The 15,043-nt window shown below is 65.0% G+C and carries 15 protein-coding genes and 1 pseudogene; 5 read left to right on the top strand and 11 right to left on the bottom strand.

The window, feature by feature from the left end:
• Positions 1-32: 32 nt before the first annotated feature.
• From OR16_RS18185 to OR16_RS18170, 4 genes are all read right to left on the bottom strand, one after another.
• Positions 33-1,028 (bottom strand): Bug family tripartite tricarboxylate transporter substrate binding protein, encoded by a 996-nt coding sequence (locus OR16_RS18185; RefSeq protein WP_006159404.1) that lies wholly within the window; start codon positions 1,026-1,028, stop codon positions 33-35.
• A 65-nt stretch (positions 1,029-1,093) separates the two neighbouring features.
• Positions 1,094-1,447, bottom strand: a complete 354-nt coding sequence (gene sdhC / locus OR16_RS18180) for a succinate dehydrogenase, cytochrome b556 subunit (protein ID WP_192816436.1) — start codon at positions 1,445-1,447, stop codon at positions 1,094-1,096.
• The gene (locus tag OR16_RS18175) at positions 1,444-1,797 is read right to left on the bottom strand and encodes a fumarate reductase (RefSeq protein WP_006159402.1); all 354 of its coding nucleotides are present in this window, start codon (positions 1,795-1,797) and stop codon (positions 1,444-1,446) included. Before OR16_RS18175 ends, sdhC begins: the two co-directional genes overlap by 4 nt.
• Complete coding sequence (locus OR16_RS18170; RefSeq protein ID WP_006159401.1) at positions 1,794-2,507, bottom strand: succinate dehydrogenase/fumarate reductase iron-sulfur subunit; 714 nt, start codon at positions 2,505-2,507, stop codon at positions 1,794-1,796. Before OR16_RS18170 ends, OR16_RS18175 begins: the two co-directional genes overlap by 4 nt.
• 183 nt (positions 2,508-2,690) lie before the next feature.
• Between OR16_RS18170 and OR16_RS18165 the strand changes: the two genes are divergently transcribed.
• Positions 2,691-3,608, top strand: a complete 918-nt coding sequence (locus OR16_RS18165) for a LysR family transcriptional regulator (protein ID WP_006159400.1) — start codon at positions 2,691-2,693, stop codon at positions 3,606-3,608.
• 49 nt (positions 3,609-3,657) lie between these two features.
• Here the strand turns inward: OR16_RS18165 and OR16_RS18160 are convergent, their stop codons facing one another.
• The 5 genes and pseudogenes from OR16_RS18160 to OR16_RS18140 form a co-directional block, all read right to left on the bottom strand.
• The gene (locus tag OR16_RS18160) at positions 3,658-4,641 is read right to left on the bottom strand and encodes a Bug family tripartite tricarboxylate transporter substrate binding protein (RefSeq protein ID WP_006159399.1); all 984 of its coding nucleotides are present in this window, start codon (positions 4,639-4,641) and stop codon (positions 3,658-3,660) included.
• A gap of 56 nt (positions 4,642-4,697) precedes the next feature.
• A complete protein-coding gene (locus OR16_RS18155) occupies positions 4,698-5,702 on the bottom strand; it encodes an Ldh family oxidoreductase (protein WP_006159398.1) in 1,005 nt (334 codons plus the stop codon).
• Positions 5,699-6,666, bottom strand: a pseudogene (locus OR16_RS18150) (hydroxyacid dehydrogenase). Before OR16_RS18150 ends, OR16_RS18155 begins: the two are co-directional and overlap by 4 nt.
• Positions 6,666-7,841 (bottom strand): UxaA family hydrolase, encoded by a 1,176-nt coding sequence (locus OR16_RS18145; RefSeq protein ID WP_006159397.1) that lies wholly within the window; start codon positions 7,839-7,841, stop codon positions 6,666-6,668. The pseudogene OR16_RS18150 and the gene OR16_RS18145 overlap by 1 nt, the downstream one beginning before the upstream one ends.
• Positions 7,842-7,888: 47 nt before the next feature.
• Positions 7,889-8,170: a UxaA family hydrolase gene (locus OR16_RS18140; RefSeq protein WP_006159396.1), complete on the bottom strand. Its 282-nt coding sequence runs from the start codon at positions 8,168-8,170 to the stop codon at positions 7,889-7,891.
• A 160-nt stretch (positions 8,171-8,330) separates the two neighbouring features.
• Here OR16_RS18140 and OR16_RS18135 point away from each other — a divergent pair, with 160 nt between their 5' ends.
• On the top strand, positions 8,331-9,083 hold the full coding sequence (locus OR16_RS18135) for a GntR family transcriptional regulator (protein ID WP_006159395.1): 753 nt from the start codon (positions 8,331-8,333) through the stop codon (positions 9,081-9,083).
• 173 nt (positions 9,084-9,256) lie between these two features.
• Here OR16_RS18135 and acpA read toward each other — a convergent pair whose 3' ends face one another.
• Positions 9,257-11,353: an acid phosphatase gene (gene acpA, locus OR16_RS18130; RefSeq protein ID WP_043420260.1), complete on the bottom strand. Its 2,097-nt coding sequence runs from the start codon at positions 11,351-11,353 to the stop codon at positions 9,257-9,259.
• A gap of 227 nt (positions 11,354-11,580) precedes the next feature.
• Here acpA and OR16_RS18125 point away from each other — a divergent pair, with 227 nt between their 5' ends.
• Positions 11,581-12,930 carry a cytochrome-c peroxidase gene (locus OR16_RS18125; protein WP_006159393.1) on the top strand — a complete coding sequence of 450 codons (1,350 nt, stop codon included), beginning with the start codon at positions 11,581-11,583 and terminating at the stop codon, positions 12,928-12,930.
• A 51-nt stretch (positions 12,931-12,981) separates the two neighbouring features.
• On the opposite strand, the gene OR16_RS18120 is transcribed toward OR16_RS18125, so the two are convergent.
• Entirely contained in the window at positions 12,982-13,206 is a 225-nt protein-coding gene (locus tag OR16_RS18120; protein WP_006159392.1) for a hypothetical protein, read from the bottom strand.
• 452 nt (positions 13,207-13,658) lie between these two features.
• On the opposite strand from OR16_RS18120, the gene OR16_RS18115 reads away from it, so the two are divergent.
• Both OR16_RS18115 and OR16_RS18110 read left to right on the top strand, forming a co-directional pair.
• Complete coding sequence (locus tag OR16_RS18115; protein ID WP_006159391.1) at positions 13,659-14,243, top strand: fimbrial protein; 585 nt, start codon at positions 13,659-13,661, stop codon at positions 14,241-14,243.
• A gap of 12 nt (positions 14,244-14,255) precedes the next feature.
• Positions 14,256-15,041 carry a fimbrial biogenesis chaperone gene (locus OR16_RS18110; RefSeq protein WP_006159390.1) on the top strand — a complete coding sequence of 262 codons (786 nt, stop codon included), beginning with the start codon at positions 14,256-14,258 and terminating at the stop codon, positions 15,039-15,041.
• The last annotated feature ends 2 nt before the right edge of the window (positions 15,042-15,043 follow it).

Raw genomic sequence — 15,043 nt, 5'->3', positions numbered from 1 at the left:
CGATGCTCGGCTTGGATGTGTCTGGCTGGCGCTCAGTTGGCCGTCAGGTTGCGGTTCTTGACGATCTTTTCCCATCGCTGCGATTCCGTGGCGATGGCCGCGCTCAGTTGCTGCGGCGTGTTGCCGACCGGCTTCATGCCCTGTGCTAGCAGCCGTGCCTGGGTATCGGGATCCGCCAGCACCTTGACCGTGTCCTGTTGCACCTTGCTGACGATCGCCGGTGGCGTGCCAGCCGGCATCACGAAGCCGAACCAGCCGGTCACGCTCTCCATGCCCGTGAGGCCGGCCTCAGCCACGGTTGGCACGTCGGGCAGCATGGGCGAGCGCTCGGTGCCGGTGACCGCGAGCGCGCGTAGCTTGCCGCCCTTCACGAACTGCGAGGCCGCCGCGATGTTGCCCACCATCAGCTGCAGCTGGCCCGCCATCAGGTCGTTGTAGGCCAGCGATTCGCCCTTGTAAGGCACGTGCGCGATGTCGATGCCGGCGGCATCGGCGAAGGCCTCGCCCGCCATGTGCACCTGGCTGCCGGTGCCCGCGGAGCCGAAGTTGAGCTTGCCCGGCTGGGACTTCGCCAGGCTGATCAGTTCCTTCAGGTTCTTGGCCGGCACACCGGGGTTGACGACCACCAGCATCGGGCCGCTGGCCACGTTGGTGATAAAGGTGAAGTCCTTGGCGCTGTAGGGCAGCCGCTGGTAGATGAACGGGTTGACGGTGAACATGCTGCCCGAGGCCAGCATCATCGTATAGCCGTCGGCCGCCGCCTTCGCGGTGACCTGCGCGCCCACGGCACCGCCCGCGCCCAGACGGTTCTCGACCACCACGGTCTGCTTCCACATCTCGCTCAGCTTCTGCCCGATCACGCGGCCGAGCACATCCGTGCTGCCGCCCGCGGCGAACGGCACGATCATCGTGACCGGGCGAGTCGGCCATGCATCCGCCTGCGCGCTGCCGGCCGCAAGCACCGCGGCTGCGCCAAGGCAGAGCGCAAGGCAGCGCCGGCGGCTCAAAGACTTCGGGGAAAGCGTCATGGGTGGTCTCCTTTGGTGTTGTGGGAATGGCGCCGCTTCAGCCGGCGGCGCTCATCGTTGCGAGCCTACGAAAACAGCGAGAGCATGAAGGCCAGCCCGGTGCACAGTCCGGCACCGAGACTGAACGCGACCCAGTCCTTGCGCAGGCCCGTCCACGGCCGGAACTCGATCAGCAAGAGCCGCACGCCGCCCATCATGTGCAGCGAGAGCAGGATCACCAGCCCCCACTCACCTGTCTTGAACAGCGGGTTGTCGGTGAGTTTCAGGAAGCCGTCGAGCGCTGCCTCGCCCCGGATGGCATGGCCGAGCGCCCAGAAGTGCACTGGCAGGAACAGCGCCAGCGCGAGGCCGGAAAGCCTGTGGATCAGGAAGGCCCAATAGGCGGCATGGTTGCGCGCGCGCATGTCGTTTCTCTTCATGGCATCACCACCGCGTAGACGGCGCGCAGTCCGGCCAATCCCAGCACGGCGGCAAACAGCCATGCCGCAGTCACCGCGCTGCGCGCACGCCATGCCAGCCATTCCTCTGCTACCCGCATCAGGCCGATCGGCACATGCACCGTGCAGGCCAGCACGAAGCAGGCGTAGAAGACACCGAAGGCCCAGTTGCCACGCGTGCGTGCCAGCACCTCGGCGCCGGAGAGTCCGCCGCGCACGGCGACCATGATGACGATGAGATGTCCCACCACGCACAGCGCCAGGACCATGGCGCTGATGCGCTGCCAGTACCACAGCCTGGCCTGGGTGCCGACCGAAATGGCTTTGTTCATAGCTCCCCCTTGATGGCGGCCTTGGCGACAATGCGCTTGAGTCCGGCGATGCCCGCCGTCGGCGCCAGCTGCTTGGGGCAACGCTCGGTGCAGGAGCCCTGCGTATGGCAGCTGTGGCAGCCGGCGTCGCCGGCAACGGCGCGCAGGCGCTCGGTGCCCATCACGTCGCGCACATCGTTGACCAGCGTCCACGCGCGGTTTATCGCGGCCGGGCCGAGATAATCGGGGCGCCAGCCGACCACATCGCAAGAGGCGTAGCAGACGCCGCAGCCGATGCACTCGATACCGGCATCCGCGGCCTTGCGCGCGGGGGAGGCGGGCTCGACGCTGGCGAATGCATCGTGGCGCGTGGCAGCGCCCTTGAACTGCCCCTTGGCGGCGGCCCATTTGTCGAAGAAGGCCGTCATGTCGGTGGCGAGGTCCTTGATGACAGGCAGGTTCGACAGCGGGGCGATTTCCAGCGCGTCGCCCTGCACGACCTTGGCGACGTGCGTGCGGCAACTCCAGCGCGCCTTGCCGTTGACGGTCATGGCGCATGAGCCGCACATGCCGACGCGGCAGGCGAAGCGGTAGCCGAGGTCCGGTTCGAGGTGGCGCTGGATGTAGGTCACCACGTCGAGTACCGTCTGGCTGGCGTTGCGCGGCACCTGGTAGGAGACGAATTCGCCGTCTTCATTGCCGCGCCAAACACGAACGTTGAGAGTAGTCATGGGGTCGATTGGGGGAGGGTTTTGGTGCGCCGCCGAGCTGTCCGCGGCGCTTGTCGATGCGGGCGGTCCGCTCGTATTGTTCCGGATTGCACGGCGAGCAAAAAGCTAGTAATTCTCTTGTCCAGATAAAGGAATTCTTTCTCTGCACCGCCGTTTTCCCCGCACCGCCATCCCGGAGCCGCAATGTCTTCCATCCGCACCCTCAAGACCTTTCTGGCCGTGGCCCGGTGCGGGACGTTCGCGGCGGCGGGCAAGCAGATCGGCCTGACGCCCGCCGCGGTCGGATTACAGATCCGTGCGCTGGAGGAAGACCTGAACTGCCAGCTGTTCGACCGCAATGCGCGCGCGGCGATTCTCAATCCCGCCGGCCGCGCGCTGGTGCCGGAACTCGAAGCGCTGGTGCAGCGATATGAAGCACTGGCTTCCGGACAGGAGGATGGTCTCTGCGGAACGGTGGCGATCGGTGCTCTGGTGTCGGTGCTGATGGGCGCGTTCGCCGATGCCTTGTGGGCGATCAAGCAGGAGCATCCGCGCCTGGACGTGCGGCTATTCGCCGGCCTCTCGGCCGATTTCGCGCTCAAGGTGGAACACGGCGAACTGGATGCCGCGGTGGTCACGCGCTCGCCGCGCCCGCTGCCGCGCAACCTGGTGTGGACCGAGCTATATACCGAGCCGATGGTGCTGATCGTGCCGCGCCATCCGCACTTCTTCCTGCCCGACGATAGCCGCGAGATGCTGGCCGAAGCGCCGTTCATCCGCTTCGAGCCGGGCACCTGGACCGGCAACCTGGTGCAGCAGGTGCTGGACCAGTGCGGCGTGACCGTGAACGAGAGCATGCAGCTGAATTCGAACGAGGCGATCATCGAACTGGTGCGGCAGGGGTTCGGCATATCGATCGTGCCGCAACTGGCCAACGTCACCTGGGAGGGCGATAGCCTGTTGCGCCTGGTGCCGCTCGACGGTGTCGACGTGCGGCGCCGGGTGGGCTTGCTCGAACGCTCGACGCATGCGCGCCTGGCATTTACGGATGTCATCAAGGGATACTTCCGGCAAAGCGGTGCGATTCGCGGCGGCAGGCAGCCGGAGGCCGCACGCGATTAGCGTGCAGCCCCTTGACGACCGAGGGACCAAGGCGGCAGCGCCGCCTCTCTCAGTCGGCGTGGATGTCCTGTTCCTTGATCAGCTTGGCCCAGCGCGCCACTTCGCCATTGAAGTAGGTAGTGAACGCGGCGCTTGCCATCGGTGCCGGCGTGAAGCCGCTGGCGATGATGCGCTCGCGCACGCCCTTCACCTCCAGCATGCTGGTCACCGAGTTGCCGACCTTGTCGATCACGGCTTGCGGCGTGCCGGCGGGCATCATCAGGCCCGTCCAGTTCTCCACGATGAGATCGGGAAAGCCGGCTTCGGCCACCGTCGGCACATCCGGCATCAGCGGATGGCGCTCGCGCGTCGTCACCGCCAAGGCGCGCAGCTTGCCACCTTTGACGTTCTGCAGCGATTCAGGGAAGTTGGAGAACACCACATCGATCTGGCCGCCGATCAGGTCGGTCATGGACGGCGTGCCGCCCTTGTAGGGCACGTGGGTGATGGTGGTCTTGGTGATCCGCTCGAACAGCGCCAGCGCCAGGTGCGGCGGCGTGCCGTTGCCGCTGGACCCGGCGGTCAGGCGGCCCTTGCGCGCCGCTTCCGCCAGATCCTTCAGCGACTTGATCGGCGAACTGGCCGGCACTACCACCATCATCGGTGACGAGGCGATGCGCGCCACCGGCACCAGATCCTTCTGCATATTGAATGGCAGGCGGGGAAACAGTGTCACGTTGGACGAGTGCGCCAGCGTCACCGCCAGCCACGTGTAGCCGTCCGCGCCGGCACGGGCCACCTGCTCCGCACCGATATTCGCATTGCCGCCGGGCTTGTTCTCCACCACTACCGGCTGCTTCCATTCCTCGGCCAGGTACTGGCCAACCTGCCGTGCCGAGATATCGGTGAGGCCTCCGGCGGCAAACGGAACGACATAGCGGACCGGCTTGGCCGGGAAGGCTGCAGGTGTACTGCTGGCTGCGGCCGGTCCGGCGAGCAGCGTGAGCAACAGCAGCGACGGGCCGGCGATGCGCCGGAGGAAGGTGCAGTGCATGGTGTCTCCTTTGGTGGGACCGGCGCCTTCTGGCGGGCGCCGTGGATGCGGTGCGGTCAGGCTTGAGCTAGCGTGCGCAACTCCTTTTCCAGTGCTTCGGGGATCTCGATGCCGTGCTCCCGGGCTTTGGCCTGCGCGTCGATACGTCGTGCGCCGGGCAGGCGGGTGCCGCTGTCCGAAAGCATGGCGGCGATCAGGGCCTCGAGGCGGGCGTGGTATGCGGCATCGCCTGCGAAGCCGCGCAGATTGAACGCCAGGAACAGCTGGCCGATACGTGGCTGGTTGCCGGCGTCTTCGAAGAAGGAATCGGCTTCCGCGCCAAAGTGGGCGCCGGCCAGCGACACGATCAGCGTCTCCACCAGCAAGGCGAGCATCGCGCCCTTGACGCCGCCCGCGGGCAGCATCGAGCCGCGCAGCGCGGCCTGCGCATCGGTGGTGGGCTTGCCTTCGGCATCGAGCGCCCAGCCCAGCGGGATCGGCTTGCCTTGCTTGGCGGCGACCATGATCTTGCCGCGCGCCACTTCCGAGAGCGACAGGTCGATGACCAGCGGGTCGGCATCCTTGCGAGGAAACACGGCAGCGATCGGATTGGTGCCGAACAGCGGCGTGCGGCCGCCCCAGGCCGGCATGGCCGCCGGCGAATTACCCATGGCGATGCCGATCATGCCGGCTTGCGCCACTGGGTCCAGATGCAGCGCCGCTGCCCCGAAGTGATGGCTGTTAGTCACCACGCCGGCGCCAATGCCGCATTCGCGCGCGCTGTCGATGGCGGCCGAGACCGCTTGCGCACAGGCGGGAAAGGCGAAGCCGGATTGCGCGTCGATCAGCGTGGTGCCGGGCGTCTGTCGCGCCACCGTGGGCTGGGCGTTCCCGTTCACGCGCTGGTGGCGCAGGTGCGCCACATACATGGGCACGCGCGAGACGCCGTGCGACGGCAGCCCGGCGAGGTCGGCCTGCACCAGCGCGCGGGCGGTGGGGCCTGCCTGCGCCGCACTCGCGCCCGCGCTGCGCAGGGCGCTCGCGGCAAGTTGTTCCAGTTCGTCTGCCCGGTAGGCGGTCATGCATGCACTCCCAGTGCGTTTTTGACTGCGTCTGCAATCATCATGGAAACGCGCGCGTTGGCCTCGAAACTGACGCCGGCGATATGCGGCGTCAGCACCAGGTTCGGCGCGTCCGCCAGGATACCGCCGGCCCCCAGCGGTTCGGCTTCGAAGACATCGAGCGCCGCGCCCGCCAGCGCTCCCTCGCGCAGCGCCGCCGCCAGCGCAGCCTCGTCGACCACGCCGCCACGCGCGGTGTTGACGAGGACCGCGCCGCGCTTCATGCCGCGCAGGCGCTCCGCGTTGATGAGATGGCGCGTAGCCGGCACCAGCGGCACATGCAGGCTCACGGCATCCGCGCCGGCCAGCAGTGCCTCCAGCGTCATCGGCGTCACGCCGGTTTCGCGCCACACCGGATGATTGTCAGGCAGTGCCGGATCGTGCGCTGTTACCTGCATGCCCAGCGCCTGCGCAAGCCGCGCGGTCAGCCGCCCGATATCGCCAAAGCCAATCAGGCCGAGCGTCTTGCCTAGTGCCTCATGCCCCTCCGACAGGCGCGCGCGCGGCCACTTTCCGGCCACCATGCCGGCATGGCTCAGATAGGCGCCGCGCAACAGCATCAGCGCCATCGTGACCACGTACTCGGCCACCGAGCGCGCGTTGGCGCCGGTGGCCGGAATCACGCGGATGCCGCGCGCCTCGCAGGACTTGACGTCGATATTGTCCAGTCCCACCCCAAGCCGGCCGACCACCCGTCCAGTCCCACCCCAAGCCGGCCGACCACCCGCAGCGCGGGCGCTGCGTCGAGCAGTTCGGCATCGACCCGGGTGCGGTTGCGCACGATCAGCGCATCGGTTTGCGCCAGCGCGCCAAGCAGGGTCCCGCGCTGGTCGACCCAGGCCGGTTCGTAGCGCAGCCGCACGCAAGCGTCCAGCGCCGCCACGGCATCGGCGTCCATGAACTCGCTGATGCAGACCTGTTTCATCAGGCGGACTCGTGGATGCGCGTGAGCACGAACTCGCGGTGGCCCAGCGCTTCCGCGGCGGTCCAGCGGCCGTTGATGGTGGCCATCATGCATTCGAGCAGCTTGTCGCCGGTCTGGTCCAGCGTCTGCTCGCGCTGCAGCAGGCCCGAGCAGTCCACGTCCATATGCTCGCTCATCAGGCGCACGGTGCGCGGATTGGCGCACAGCTTGATGACCGGCACGATCGGGTTGCCAATGACGTTGCCCTGCCCGGTCGGGAACAAGTGCACGACATAGCCCGACGCCGCGCATAGCGTGACCATTTCCGCCGCGGCCGAGGACGAGTCCATGAACCACAGGCCGGGGCCGGTCGGCTCTTCGGCCTTGTCCAGCACGCCGTCCACGGTGCATTTCTTGCCGATCTTCTGGATATTGCCGAGCGCTTTCTCTTCGATCGTGGTCAGGCCGCCGGCGATATTGCCCTTGGTCGGCTGCGATTCGGACAGGTCGGTGGTCTTCCAGCGGTCGATCATGCCCTGGTAGCGGTTGAACATCTTCATGAAGTCCTGGCGCACCTTGTCGTTGGCGCAGCGCGCGGCCACGATATGTTCGCCGCCGGTGAGCTCCGAGGTCTCGCCGAATACCAGCGTGGTGCCCAGCGGATGCAGCTTGTCGAAAGCGTTGCCCACGGTCGGGTTGGCGCCGCAGCCGGAGGTAGTATCGGATTCGCCGCACTTTGTCGAGATCCACAGGTCGCTGATCGGGCATTCCACGCGGTGCAGGCCGGTGGCGTACTGCACGAATTCCTTGGCGGCCTTGGAGGCGCGCATGATGGTGTCGTGGTCGCCGTGGCCTTCAATGCCAAAGCCCACCACCGGCTTGCCGGTCTTGGCAATGCCGTCCACCACCTTCTTGGTCCAGCCATCCTCGATGCCGATCACCACCACGGCCGCCACGTTGGGGTTGCTGCCCGCGCCGATCAGGGTGCGGAAGTGCAGGTCGAGGTCGGGGCCGAACTGCAGGCGGCCGTACGGGTGCGGAATCGCCATGGTGCCCTTGATGGCGACGGCAACGGCTTCGGCAGCGGCGTTGGAGAGGTCGTCCAGCGGCAGGATGATGACGTGGTTGCGCACGCCGACGCGGCCGTTGTCGCGGCGATAGCCCCGGAAGGTGGTCTGGTTGTCGATGACGGACATGGATGTTTTCTCGGTATGTGGTGTTGGGGGACGGGGCGCGGCGCGGCTTACCAGCGTTTGGTCTTGATGTTGTGGACGTGGGCGTGGTCGCCGGCCGTGATGGGCGCAACCACCTTGCCGATGTCGATGCCGTACTTGAAGACGGTCTGGCCCACTTCCATGTCGCGCAGCGCGACCTTGTGGCCAATCGGAATGGGCTGCTTGGCTACCACCGTGATGACCTTGTCCTCGTCCATGATCCAGGCGTTCAGCTCGGTCCCGGCCTCGATCCCCTCGACCACCGCTACGGCGACCGTGTCTTTTGCATCGTGCAGCACTACGTGAATCATTGCTCCTCCTTGGGTTTTTGTTACGGCGCAGCATGCGGCGAGCGGCAACCGATGGAACAAAGGATAGGTTCTGAATTCCTTCATGTCAACTATGTCATATGTATGAGTTGTATGAGTTAATCTCTGGTACATTCCAACTATCCAGAGAAAGCACCAAGCCATGAGCAACCTACGAGATATCCCTCCGCCCGGCGGCGTCCTCTACAAGGACGTGAAACGGCATGCATTGCAGGCGCTGGCCGATGGCGAATGGAAACCCGGCGAGGCGATACCGTCGGAGAAGAAATTGGTCGAACGCTTCGGCGTGTCGATCGGCACGCTGCGCAAGGCCATCGACGAACTGGTGGCGGAAAACCTGCTGATCCGGCACCAGGGGCGGGGCACCTTCGTGGCCACGCACCGGCGCGACGATCATTTCTTCCGCTTCTTCAAGGTGGCCCACCTCGACGGCCATCGCCGCTACCCGACCGTGGAGCTGGAGTCGTTCCGCAAGATCAAGGCCGACAAGAGCGTGTGCACGCTGCTTGGGCTGGAGGCCGGCGCGCGCGCGTTTGCGCTGACCAACGTGCTGTCGCTGGATGAGCGGCCGGTGATGATCGACGACATCGTGCTGCCGGAGCGGCTGTTTGCCGGGCTCACTGAGGCGCAGTTACGCGGCCGGCCCAATACCTTGTACAACTTCTACCAGGAAGCGTTTGGCGTCAACGTGATCCAGACCGAGGAGCGGTTGCGCTCGGTGCTGGCTACGGAGCGGGAGCAGGCATTGCTCGGCGTGGAGCCGGGCGCGCCGCTGATGCGCATTCACCGCGTGGCGTTTTCCTACCACCGGCAGCCGGTGGAGTGGCGGGTGTCGACGTTGAACACGGCGGAGCACGAGTTCATCGTGTCGCAGATGCCGAAGGAAGAGAGCTGATCGGCGGTACGCCGCGCGGTATGGCTGTAACTGTTTAACCTCGGAGTCACCTTCAAAGGCGTTTTGCTCCCTCTCCTGCTTGTGGGTGGGAGAGGGAGCGACAGCCTTTGCCATCGCAGACGGCCTGGGCCTATCCACCGGCTTCGGCCAAGGCCCCAGGTCTTCTTCCGCGCTCAGTGCGGCATGGCCGTGAAGTCCAGCGCGTTGGTCAAATCACCCATGGCCTTGCCCTTGTTCGCAAGCAGGGCGGCATCGCGTTGCTGCAGGCCCGGCAGGGTCGGCAGGACAAAGCGGCGGGTGATGAAGCGCAGCGCCGAGGCCGTGTCGTATTGCGTGTGGTCGACAAAGCCCTTCTTCACATACGGCGACACCAGGATCGCCGGGATGCGCGTGCCAGGGCCCCAGCGGTCGCCGGTGGGCACTTGCGCGTGGTCGTAGAAGCCGCCGTTCTCGTCGTAGGTGACGAGGATCAGCATGTTCTTCCACTGCGGGCTCTTCTGCAGCTGCGCGATCACGCTGGCGATATGGGTGTCGCCGTCGCTCACGTTGGCATAGCCGGGGTGCTGGTTCAGGTTGCCCTGCGGCTTGTAGAAGGCGACCGCGGGCAGGTTGCCGGCGGCGGCGTCCTGCAGGAACTGGCTGTCGAAGTCCTTCAGGTGCGCGCTGCGGTTGGCGGCCTGGTTGACCGGGTCGAAGTTGGCGTAGTAGTTGAACGGCTGGTGGTGCGGCTGGAAGTTGGGCACCGTGTTGTTGTAGATGGCGGTCGGGTCCTGCGTGGCCTTGGCCCAGGCACCGGCGTACCAGGCCCAGCTCACGCCGCGCGCGTTCAGCAGGTCGCCGATGGTGGTCTGGGTCTGCGGCGGCAGCGTGGTCGCCTTGGTGGGGTCGGCGTAGAGGCTCGTGGTATCGGTGGCGGCGGGCTTGTTGCCGCTCGGCTGGTAGTCCGGCTGCATGGTGTTGACGGCGTAGAACATGCCGCTCTTATCCGCGGGCGTCAGCGTGCTGTCGTTCTGGTACACGGCCTTGCCGGTGAGGACCGAGGCGGGATTGCCGGTGCCGGGGGTCAGGCGGACGAAGTTGCCATTGGCGTCGAGATCGATCGCCGAGATCGAGTTCTTGGCCGGCGACGTGGCCGCGTCGGCGTTCGGGTACTGCGGCGCGCAGGCGCAGATCAGGTATTGGTGATTCAGGAACGAGCCGCCAAAGGCACCCATGTAGAAGTTGTCGGCCAGCACGTACTGGTTGGCGAGTTGCCACATCGCCATCTTGCTGCCGTCGTAATAGCCCATCGTCAGGCCGCCGGCGTCCGAGAACGCGGCGTACTTGTCGTTCTTGCCGCCGTTGATCTGCATCTGGTCGTTATAGAAACGATGCACCAGGTCGCGCGTGATGACGGACTGCGAAATCTCCACGTTGCTGCCGTTGATACCGCCGGACGCGAGCGGCGTGTCGATCTGGAACGGCTTGTTGGCCCAGAGCCCGCCCCAGGTCGGCGGCAGCACCGGCAGCACGGAGCCGTCGAAGTCCTTCTGCGGCTCGACGGTGCCGGTCGAGGTGGGGTTCACGCCGGGCACGCCGTTGGCGCCCGGGAACAGCCCGTAGAGATTGTCGAAGCCGCGGTTCTCGGCGTAGATCACCACCACGGTCTTGATGTTGTCGAGGGCGACGCGCTTGGCGACGCCGTCGCGCAGGGCCCGGGCGATGTCGCCGCCGCCGGCGACCGAGTCCGCGATCAGGTCAATGGTCTGGTCGATCTCCGCCTGCAAGGTCGCCTTGATGGCCTTGTCGGTTTCCTTGTTGTGGTCGGCCAGCAGCTTGTCCGCCGTCACGCCGATACGGGCGGCCAGGCGTGCCTTGGCCGCGGTGAGGTCGCCGCCGTTGGACTCCATGAGCGCGACCAGTTCGGTGGTGATGGCGCTGAGCACGCCGTTGGCGCCGGCCGGTGCGCGGAACACCAGCGGGCGGGTCACGGCCGCGTGGCCGCCGGTGTCATCGTTGCGGAAGGCATCGCTGCCGATCTCGGCGGCGATCGCACCCTGGCCGGTAAGCGTAAAGGCGCCGCCCTTGTCGGTGTAGGTGCTGGTCTCGGTGCTCTCGCACTTGCCATTGTTGTTGGCATCGATGCAGACCTTGGCATGCTCGAAATAGCTGCCGGTCACCACGCCCGAGGTGGTGACGGCTGCGGGCGTGCTCCCGTCGCTGCCGCCGCAGGCGGCCACGGCAGCGGCGGCCACCGCTGCAAGAGGATAGAGTCTGAAGGCTCGGCGCATGGATTTTCCTGTTTGTTTTGTGTAAGGCGGTTTTTTTGGGACAGCCACACGATTTTCGCGCTGCTCCATGTCAGATTGATGATGGCGCGGGGGACGGGAAAAAGACATCCGGCCGCACTGACACGCCGCTGTCATGCACGCGTGCTAGCGTGGCTGCCCGTTCCCGAATCTCCTGTGCGTGGGCTGCCGCACCCATCCCGCCCGCGCCAATTCACTCCGCCGCACAGATGCCGCTGCGCTCCGTCCTGCCGCCAGTTCCTTCCCCAATCCCGCGCTTTGTCTCCGGCGCTTTGCTGCTGGCATTCGCGCTGACCTTGGCGGGCTGCGGCAAGTCCGGCCAGCAAGCGGCTGCTGCCCCGGTCCCCGCCTCCGCGCCGGCTGCCAGCCAGGCCGCGGCGCCCGCGCGCCCTGCCTACGCCGATGCGTTCTATACCATGATGGCGACGCGCCGCCCCAAGGTGCCGGCCATGGCCGCGCTTGGCAAGGCGCTGTTCTTCGATCCCGCGTTGTCGGCGTCCGGCCGGCTCTCGTGCGCAAGCTGCCACAGCCCGGAACACGCCTACGGTCCGGCCAACGATCTCTCGGTGCAGCTGGGCGGGCGCGACATGCTGCGCACCGGCGCGCGCGCGGCGCCGTCGCTGCGCTATGTGCAGAACGTGCCGCCGTTCTCCGAACATTTCCACGAGAACGACGGCAACGACAGCGAAGACCAGGGCCCCACCGGCGGCCACAACTGGGACGGGCGGGCTTCCTCCACCCACGAGCAGGCTGGCATCCCGTTGCTGTCGGCCCATGAGATGGCCAACGCGGATGCCGCCGCCGTGGCCGCCCGGCTACGCGCCGGCAAGCACGCGCAGACCTTTCGCGAGGTATTCGGCGCCGATATCCTGGAGCGTGACGCGGTGGCCTTCCAGGCCGCGCTGATGGTGTTGGAGGTGTTCCAGGAAACCCCATCCGAGTTCTATCCCTACAGCAGCAAGTACGATGCGTTCCTGCGGCGCAGGGTCAAGCTGAGCGAGCAGGAAGCGCGCGGCCTGCGCCTGTTCAACGACCCCGCCAAGGGCAACTGCGCGGCCTGCCACCCGAGCGCGATCAGCGCCGACGGCGTGTTTCCCGCCTTCAGCGACTTCGGCTTCATCGCCCTGGGCGTGCCGCGCAACCGCAAGCTGGCGGTCAATGCCGATCCGGCTTTCTTCGACATGGGCCTGTGTGGGCCGGATCGCACCGACCTGAAGGACCGGCCCGAGTACTGTGGCCTGTTCCGCACCCCTGGGCTGCGCAACGTGGCGCAACGCAAGACCTTCTTCCACAACGGCGCCTTTCATTCGCTCGAAGAGGTGCTGCGCTTCTACGTGCAGCGGGACAGCAATCCCGGCAAGTGGTATCCGCGCAAGGCCGAAGGCAGCATCGACAAGTTCGACGACCTGCCAGCGCGGTATCGTGGCAACGTCAACATGGAACCCCCGTTCGGCGGCGTGCCCGGCAGCAAGCCAGCCCTGTCCGAGGCGGAGATCCGCGACGTCATCGCCTTCCTGAAGACCCTCAACGACGGCTACCGCATTCCTGCAACCCATTGAGGATCCTGGCGGGAATCCTGGCCCAAGCGGCTGTCCGTGTGCTGTCAGTGCCTATTCATTGATGAGCACGATGCCCGGCGTTGCCTGAATCCCGAGGCGGCGGAAGAACGGGCCGGTTCCAGGTATCCAGGTATCCAGGACCAACCTGGTCCTTGTCTTCGAGATGGACCCCGCTCGCCGTCCCTTTTGCCGCAGACGGGTCGACGGCTCGCCTTCGAGCCGGTTGATCTGCTGGCTCCCGGGCCGGCTGTTCCATGCCTGCGCGACGACCATCATCTTCCGCTTCTTCAAGGCGGCTCACAACACGCCTGCCAGGCACGGTATCCGGTAATTCTGGATTTATATATTTCGATCGAATTGATCGTCGTCGCGCTATTCGGTTGGTCGATGAATATAGGTCTTTGATTCTTCGTGCGTGAGCAGATTTTCAATCGCTTTTTGTGGTTGCCGCTATCCTTCGTCCCTGGATTTTATTGGCGGTATATTTGATTTTCGATGTTTTACTATAATATTTTCGTAGTTTTACTAAATAAATTACGGGGGAGGACGGCTACAGTATTCGTTCGCAGGTGACAGCGAAACCCGGCCTCCTTCTTAGCCACGCTACCTACGGCGCGGGCTCTTCGATATGGGGCGGTAAAGGATTGCCAGAGTGCCCGAGACACTGACCGTGCATCGGCATCGTGTCAAAGGCTTCCAATTTATATGAAAAGGAAAAGGACCATAAAATGAAGCGCACTGCTATTGCATCCCTGCTCGCGCTGGCGTCGTGCCTGCCCGCAGTCTCGCAAGCCGCTGACGGCAAGATCCAGTTTGAGGGCAGCATCAGCGATGCCACTTGCCTTATCAATGGCAACGCACCCGGCGAAAACAACGTGACCTATGTCAATCTGGGTAGCGGAATTCCCTTGAGCAAGTTCACCGCCGTGAACAAGGGCAGCGATTATGCGGAATTTGCGCTGAATCTCTCCGGTCCGCAATGCGCCAACGGCAAGAAGGTCTCCATCGCCTTCGACCCGAATGGTAATGGCAACATCGATCAATCGACCGGCAATCTCGTCCTGATTGGTTCCTCGGCTGCCGATGGTGTGCAGATCGAAGTCTCCAACAACTATAAGGGCACCGGTACTGATGGTGACGTAGACAATAAGGCGAAGATCCAGCTCGGCCAGGCCGAAAGTGCGCCGCAGCAGGCGACCATCGCGGGTAATACCGCCCAACTGTTCTACCGCGCTCGCTACATCCAAACCAAGGCGACCGTTAAGGCTGGCGCCGGTGTTTCCTACATCCGCTACATCCTGGCCTACCAGTAAGTCGGCGCAGGCATGGTGTCGGCGATGCGTAGCGCTCGTTCTGTTTTCTTCGCCGGCGCCATGGCCTTGGCGTTGTCCGCCGGCCCGGCATGGGCCGGCCTCATCATTCAGGGGACGCGGGTAATCTATCCCGCCGCGGCGCGCGAAGCCTCGGTGCAGATCAGGAACACAGGCTCATTGCCCGTGCTCATGCAGAGCTGGATCGATGACGGCCGGCTGGAACTAACGCCCGAGCAGGTGAAGGTTCCCTTTACAGTTTCTCCGGCCGTTGGCCGAGTCGATCCCGATAATGGCGCAGTCCTGCGTATCGTCTATATGCAGGAGCCGCTACCGACCGACCGGGAATCCGTATTCTGGTTGAACGTCGTTGAAGTGCCGGCCCGCCCGAAAGATGAGGAGAACGTATTGCAGCTCTCCTATCGGACGCGCATCAAAATATTCTTCCGGCCTAAAAATCTGGGCGGTGACGCCGACTCGGCGCCAGACAAGCTCACGTGGGAAATAGCGTCAAGGCAAGATGTTTCTTCCATTGATGCGGGCAATGCGACCGGGGGTGGGGCGAATAACCTGCTCGAGGTCATTAATCCCACACCTTATTACGTTTCGTTTGGTGATGTTGAAATCAAGGTGGACGGTAAGTTTATCTCTGCCGGAAATGGCATGGTGGCGCCGTTTGGCCGCGAGACATTCGCTGTGGCTGGTGGCATTCTCGAAAAGAAAAAACCAGCGGCGGTTCGCTACGAGATCATAAATGACTACGGTGGTCGAAGGGTGATTGAAAAAGTGCTGGCCAAGTAAAT

The sequence above is a fragment of the Cupriavidus basilensis OR16 genome, from assembly GCF_000243095.1.
GTDB classification, from domain to species: domain Bacteria; phylum Pseudomonadota; class Gammaproteobacteria; order Burkholderiales; family Burkholderiaceae; genus Cupriavidus; species Cupriavidus basilensis_D.
Note: the sequence above shows the minus strand (reverse complement) of the source record. Positions and strands in the feature narration are given on the sequence as shown.

What these genes read in the sequence shown, in the direction of transcription:
- OR16_RS18185 (WP_006159404.1), bottom strand. Translation starts at nt 1,028, where the DNA reads ATGACGCTTTCCCCGAAGTCTTTGAGCCGCCGGCGCTGCCTTGCGCTC.
- sdhC (WP_192816436.1), bottom strand. Translation starts at nt 1,447, where the DNA reads ATGAAGAGAAACGACATGCGCGCGCGCAACCATGCCGCCTATTGGGCC.
- OR16_RS18175 (WP_006159402.1), bottom strand. Translation starts at nt 1,797, where the DNA reads ATGAACAAAGCCATTTCGGTCGGCACCCAGGCCAGGCTGTGGTACTGG.
- OR16_RS18170 (WP_006159401.1), bottom strand. Translation starts at nt 2,507, where the DNA reads ATGACTACTCTCAACGTTCGTGTTTGGCGCGGCAATGAAGACGGCGAA.
- OR16_RS18165 (WP_006159400.1), top strand. Translation starts at nt 2,691, where the DNA reads ATGTCTTCCATCCGCACCCTCAAGACCTTTCTGGCCGTGGCCCGGTGC.
- OR16_RS18160 (WP_006159399.1), bottom strand. Translation starts at nt 4,641, where the DNA reads ATGCACTGCACCTTCCTCCGGCGCATCGCCGGCCCGTCGCTGCTGTTG.
- OR16_RS18155 (WP_006159398.1), bottom strand. Translation starts at nt 5,702, where the DNA reads ATGACCGCCTACCGGGCAGACGAACTGGAACAACTTGCCGCGAGCGCC.
- OR16_RS18145 (WP_006159397.1), bottom strand. Translation starts at nt 7,841, where the DNA reads ATGTCCGTCATCGACAACCAGACCACCTTCCGGGGCTATCGCCGCGAC.
- OR16_RS18140 (WP_006159396.1), bottom strand. Translation starts at nt 8,170, where the DNA reads ATGATTCACGTAGTGCTGCACGATGCAAAAGACACGGTCGCCGTAGCG.
- OR16_RS18135 (WP_006159395.1), top strand. Translation starts at nt 8,331, where the DNA reads ATGAGCAACCTACGAGATATCCCTCCGCCCGGCGGCGTCCTCTACAAG.
- acpA (WP_043420260.1), bottom strand. Translation starts at nt 11,353, where the DNA reads ATGCGCCGAGCCTTCAGACTCTATCCTCTTGCAGCGGTGGCCGCCGCT.
- OR16_RS18125 (WP_006159393.1), top strand. Translation starts at nt 11,581, where the DNA reads ATGCCGCTGCGCTCCGTCCTGCCGCCAGTTCCTTCCCCAATCCCGCGC.
- OR16_RS18120 (WP_006159392.1), bottom strand. Translation starts at nt 13,206, where the DNA reads ATGATGGTCGTCGCGCAGGCATGGAACAGCCGGCCCGGGAGCCAGCAG.
- OR16_RS18115 (WP_006159391.1), top strand. Translation starts at nt 13,659, where the DNA reads ATGAAGCGCACTGCTATTGCATCCCTGCTCGCGCTGGCGTCGTGCCTG.
- OR16_RS18110 (WP_006159390.1), top strand. Translation starts at nt 14,256, where the DNA reads ATGGTGTCGGCGATGCGTAGCGCTCGTTCTGTTTTCTTCGCCGGCGCC.